Raw genomic sequence first — 5,649 nt, 5'->3', positions numbered from 1 at the left:
GGTGGGCGAGGCCGGGGGGCTGGGCACCCCGGAGGCGGTGGCCGCGGCGTTCGCCATGGGCGCCGACTTCGTCCTGACCGGCAGCGTCAACCAGTGCACCGTCGAGGCGGGCACCAGCGACGCCGTCAAGGACCGGCTCCAGCGGGCGACGACCGAGGACACCGCGCTCGCCCCGGCGGGCGACCTGTTCGAGATCGGCGCCCGCGTCCAGGTGCTGCGCCGCGGCCTGTTCTTCCCCGCCCGCGCCAACCGGCTCTACGAGCTCTACCGCAGCCACCACAGCCTCGAAGACCTCGACCGGGAGACCGCCGAGCAGATCCAGCGCAGCTATCTGGGCCGCACGTTCGCCCAGGTGTGGGAGGAGACCAGCCGCTATCTGAGCCGGACCGACCCGGCGGCGCTGCAGGCCGCCGAGGAGGATCCGCGCCGCAGGATGGCGCTGGTCTTCCGCTGGTACTTCGTCCACTCGGCGCGGCTGGCGGCGGCCGGGTCCACCGAGCGGCCGCTGGACTACCAGGTGGCGTGCGGCCCGGCCATGGGCGCGCTCAACTCCCTGCTGAAGGGCACCGAACGGGAGGACTGGCGGGCCCGGCACGTCGACGACCTGGCGGAGCTGCTGATGTCCGGCGCCGCGCGCGTGCTGCAGACCCGGCTGCGGGAGGTGGCGCGGTGCTGACGCGGCGCCGGAACACCCCCTAGTCCGCAACCTCCCCCGCCGGCCGGCGGGGCGTCCACGGAGGGACCCCGATGACCGTGATCCATCTGTTCCCCGGCCAGGGCTCGCACCGCACCGGCATGGGGCGGGAGCTCTTCGAGCGCTATCCGCACCTGGTGCGGCGCGCCGACGCCGTGCTGGGGCGGTCCGTGGCGGACCTGTGCCTGACCGCGACGGCCGGCGAGCTGGCCGACACCCGCAACGCCCAGCCCGCGATGTACGTGGTCGACGCGCTGTCCTACGTCGACCGCATCCGGTCCGGCGGCGCCGTCCCCGACGCGCTGGCGGGGCACAGCCTCGGCGAGTACGCCGCGCTCTACGCCGCCGGGGCCTACGACTTCGCCACCGGACTCGAACTCGTATGCCGCCGGGCCGAGCTGATGGCCGAGGCCGGTCCTGGCGCGATGCTCGCCGTGCTCGGGACAGCGCCCGAGCGGGTGCGCGCGGTGCTCGACGGGGCCCGGGACGCCGCGGTCGACGTGGCCAACCTCAACGCCCCGGACCAGACCGTGGTCTCGGGGCCCGCCGACGCGATCGACGCCGTACGGGCCGACTTCGAGTCCGCGGGCGCCCGGACCCTGCGGCTGCCGGTGAGCGGCCCCTTCCACTCGCGCCATATGGCCCCGGCCGCGGGGCCGTTCGCCGCGGTGCTGCGCCGCCACCGGTTCGGGCGGCTGCGGATCCCCGTCGTCGCGAACGTCACCGCCCGCCCCTACCGCGACGGAGAGGTCGCCGAACTGCTGGTGCGTCAGCTGACGGAGCCCGTCCGGTGGACCGAGACCCTGAGCTATCTGCTCGGCCTGCCGGACCCGGACCTCCATGAGATCGGCCCCGGCACCGTGCTCTCCGGGCTGACCGCCCGGATCCGGCAGGAGCGCGAGCCCGCGTCGGCCGCGCCCGTCCCCGCACGGACCTGAACGCACCTGGACGGAACTGAACGGAACGTCAACGGAGCTCAGCGGAGGAGAGGAAGGATGGCAGCCGAGTCGGAGCCGATACCGACGGAGGAGTGGACGCGGGAGCGCGTCGTCATCCCCCGCACGGCCGTACGCGCGTTCGCGGACGCCAGCGGCGACCGCAGCCCCGTGCACACCGACGACTCCTACGCCCGGCACACCCCGTTCGGCGAACCCGTCGCCCACGGCGTGCTGTGCGCCCTCATCGCGCTGGCCGGCGTCGCCGAGCGCGCTGACCGGCACCCGGCCCGGATCACCGTCCGCTTCCTCGGCGCCGTCCTGCCGGACCGGCCCTGCCGCCGCGAGATCGCCGAGGACACGCCCGAGCGGGCCGTTGTCCGCCTGGTGGACGGCGACCGCCGGCTCCTGGAGGTCACCGCCGCCTTCCGCCCCGGCCCCGCGCCTGTGCCCGCGCCGATGCCCGGAGCGGGGCCCGGCACGGGGGAACCCGGCGGGCCGACCGGGCGCCACGAGGCGCGCGACCTCGGACCGCGCGAGCTCCAGGACCTCGCGGCCCGGCCGCTCGCTCTGGCCCCGTACGTGCCCGACACCGCCGCGCTGAACCGGCTCGCCGCCACGCTGGGGCTGCCGGAACGCGGCCTGGGCAGCGCCGAGCTGGCCGTCCTCGGCTGGGCGAGCTATCTGGTGGGCATGGAGGCGCCGGGCCGCCGCGCGCTGCTCTCCCGGCTCACGGTGGACTTCACCGACGCGACGGACGAACCGGACGGCGCGCCGGGGAGCGCCCCGGACGGGAGCGCGCGCCCGGAGCAGCCGTTCCGCGCCGCCGCCGGCGTCGCGGAGTTCGACCCCGCCACCCGGCTGGTCCGCGTCACCGGCAGCGCCGGGCCCGGAGCGCGCACGGCCCGGGTCGACGCCACCGCGTTCCTCCGCGCCGCGTGCGAACCGCCCTCCGCCGCCGAGGTCGAACGGCTCTCGCCGGACGGCGAGCCGCTGCGCGGCCGGACCGCGCTCGTCGTCGGGGGCAGCAGGGGGCTCGGCGCCGCGCTGGTCCAGGCCCTGGTGGTGCGGGGCTGCACGGTCTACCTCGGGTTCGCGCACAGCCGCGCCGCGGCCGAGGCCGTACGCGCCGCGCTCGGTCCGCGCGGCGGGCGGGTGCGGCTGCTCCAGGGCGACGCCGCCGACCCCGGCTGGTGCGCACGGGTCCGCGACCGCGTCCGCGCCGAGCAGGGGCGGCTCGACTTCCTGCTCCTCAGCGCCGCTCCGCCGCTGCACCCGCTCGGCCTCCACCCGGACACCGGCAGCCGTGCGGCCGAGCACCTGCGCCACGGACTCGCGCTCGCCCGCGGCCCGCTCGCCGCGTGCGCGGCCGACGTCGCCGAGCGGGGCGGCTGGGTCGTGGCCGTGTCGTCGTCCGCGGTCGCCCGGCCACCGGCCGGCTGGTCCCACTACGTCACGGCGAAGGCCGCCCTGGAGGGGCTGGTGCGGGCGGTCCCGAGCGAACACCCGGCGGCGCGCGTGCTCGTCGTCCGCCCGCCGCGGCTGCTGACCACGTACGCCGACGCACCGGCCCTCGACGGCTCCGCCACCCGCGTCGAGCCCGTGGCCGTCGGCGTGGTCCGGCACCTGACGTCCGAGGCCCGACCCGGGGAGGTCACCACAGTGGAGGAGTTCACGGCACCGGAGACGGATCCGCACCCGGACCCGCCCGACCCCGTCGAGGGCACCGGCGGCACGGACGGCGCGGACGGCACGGACGGCACGGACGGCGCAGGGGGCGGCGATGACGGGGCCGCGCTCGTCGTCAGCGCCACGTTCACGGTCGACTCGCTCCGCGCCCCGCTCGCCGCCCTCGCCCAGCGGCTCGGCCTCGGCCTGGACGTCCGCCTCGCGCCCTACGGGCAGATCTTCCAGGAGCTGCTGGACGGCGGCAGCGGGTTCCACCGCAACCCGCGGGGCTGCGACGTGGCGCTGGTGCGGCTGGAGGACTGGCCGCCGGGCGACGAGGGCGAACGCGCCGTGGACGACTTCACCGACGCCGCCGCGAGCGCCGCCGCGCGGCTGCGCGTGCCGCTGCTGGTGTGCGTCTGCCCGCCCTCCCCGCTGGTGACCGGCGACCCGGAGCGCGCACGGGAGCACGCGGCGCTGGAGGCGCGGCTCGCCGAGGGGCTCCGCCGCGCCGACGGCGTCCATGTGCGGTCCAGCGGCGAGTGGAGCGGCGGCCTCCCGGTCCCGGACCACCACGATCCGGCCCGCGAGGAACTGGCGCACATGCCCTATACCGCCGAGGCGTACCACGCGCTCGCCGCCGGCGTCGCCCGTGCCGCGCACGGGCTGCTCGCTCCGCCGTACAAGGTGCTCGTGCTGGACTGCGACAACACCCTGTGGCGCGGGCAGGCCGCCGAGGACGGTCCGCGGGGCGTGGCCGTGGAACCCGGGCACCGGCGGCTGCAGGAGTGGGCAGCCGGCCTGCGGGACCGGGGCGTGCTGCTGTGCCTGTGCAGCAAGAACGAGGAGCGGGACGTCGACGCGGTGTTCCGCGAGCGCGCCGCCGAACTGCCGCTGCGCGCCGAGCATCTGGCGGCGCGGCGCATCGGCTGGGAGCCGAAGGCGGAGGCGCTGCGCTCCCTGGCCCGCGAGCTGGACGTGGGCACCGACAGCCTCGTCTTCCTCGACGACAACCCGGTCGAGACCGCCGCCGTCCGCGAGGCCCTCCCCGAGGTGCTGGCCCTCACGGTGCCGCAGGACCCCGACGCGCTGCCGGACTTCGTCGACCGGATCTGGGCCTTCGACAGCCCCGGGACGACCACCGAGGAGGACCGCAGGCGCGCCGCCGGGTACCGGGAGCGCCGGGCGCGCGACCGGTTCCGCTCCACCACCGCCACCTTCGCGGAGTTCATCGCGGGGCTGCGGCTGAGGGTGGACGTGCACGAGCCGCGTCCCGACCAGCTGCCGCGCGTCGCGCAACTGACGCACCGGACCAACCAGTTCACCGTCGCGCCGCTGCGCCGCCAACTGGGCGAGGTGCGGGCGCTGCTGGAGGGGGGCGCCCGCTGCTGGGTGGCGGAGGTCTCCGACCGCTTCGGCGAGTACGGCCTGGTCGCGGCGGCGCTCGGGCGGCGCGAGGGCGACACGCTGCGGCTCGACACGTTCCTGGCGAGCTGCCGGGTACTGGGCCGGGGCGTCGAGCACGCGTTCCTGTCCCGTATCGGGCGGGACGCGGTCGCGGACGGGGTGCGCACGGTCGAGCTGGCCTACCTCCGCACCGAGCGGAACACGCCGGTGCGCCGCTTCCTGGAGGAGGTCGCGACGCCGGACGCCGCACCGGCGGAGAACGGCACGGTCACCTACCGGCTGTCCGCCGAGAGCGCCGCCGCCGTGGCCTTCGCCCCGGAGCGGGCGCTGCCCGACGCGGACCGCGCGGAGGGCGGGACCACGGGCGGGACCGACGAGAGCGGGAGCGCCGAGGACGGGGGCGCGCGCTCGGCTCCGGCCCGGAACGCGGCGCTGGTCGCGCTCGCCGAGCAGATCACCGGGGCCGCCGCTCTGCGCGCCTGGCTGGAGGGCTCGGCGCGGCTTCGGAGCGCCCCGGAGCCGGGCCCCGATGCCGCCAGCGGGGCCGAAGGGGCGATGGGCGCGCTGCGGGACGTGCTCGCGCGCGCCCTGGACGTCCCCGGCGCGGACCTCCACCCCGGCGTGACGCTGGAGTCGCTGCGGCTGTCGTCGCTGGATGTCGTCGAGGTCACCGTCGCTCTGGAGAAGCAGTTCGGCGCGCTGCACAAGACGCTGTTCTTCGAGCACCGGACCCTGGGCGAGGTGGCCGCCTTCCTCGCCGCACAGCACGGCTCCCGCGCCGCCGACGCCGGGGACGCGGACGGCGCCTCGGGCGAGCCGTCCGTCGCGCCGGCGGCCTCCGCCGCGGTCCGCCCTCCGGCCGCTCCGGCCGCCCCGCGGCCGGAGCCGTCCCCGACGTCCGGGGCGTTCGCGACGTGCGGAGCGGGCGGGGCGTCCGGGGCATCC

The 5,649-nt window shown here is 77.4% G+C and carries 3 protein-coding genes; all 3 read left to right on the top strand.

Features of this window, described 5'->3' with window-relative positions; all coding sequences use genetic code 11:
* A partial coding sequence (locus G5C65_RS29980; protein WP_478501615.1) for a beta/alpha barrel domain-containing protein occupies window positions 1–676 on the top strand: 676 nt, incomplete at its 5' end.
* Between the two features lie 71 nt (window positions 677–747).
* Window positions 748–1,632: an ACP S-malonyltransferase gene (gene fabD / locus G5C65_RS29975; protein ID WP_165302191.1), complete on the top strand. Its 885-nt coding sequence runs from the start codon at window positions 748–750 to the stop codon at window positions 1,630–1,632.
* Between the two features lie 57 nt (window positions 1,633–1,689).
* Window positions 1,690–5,649, top strand: a 3,960-nt coding sequence (locus G5C65_RS29970; protein WP_165302190.1) for an SDR family NAD(P)-dependent oxidoreductase, incomplete at its 3' end; no start/stop codon positions are given.

The sequence above is a fragment of the Streptomyces boncukensis genome, from assembly GCF_011045075.1.
In the GTDB taxonomy this organism is placed as follows: domain Bacteria; phylum Actinomycetota; class Actinomycetes; order Streptomycetales; family Streptomycetaceae; genus Streptomyces; species Streptomyces boncukensis.
This window is presented reverse-complemented; position numbering and strand designations above follow the sequence as displayed.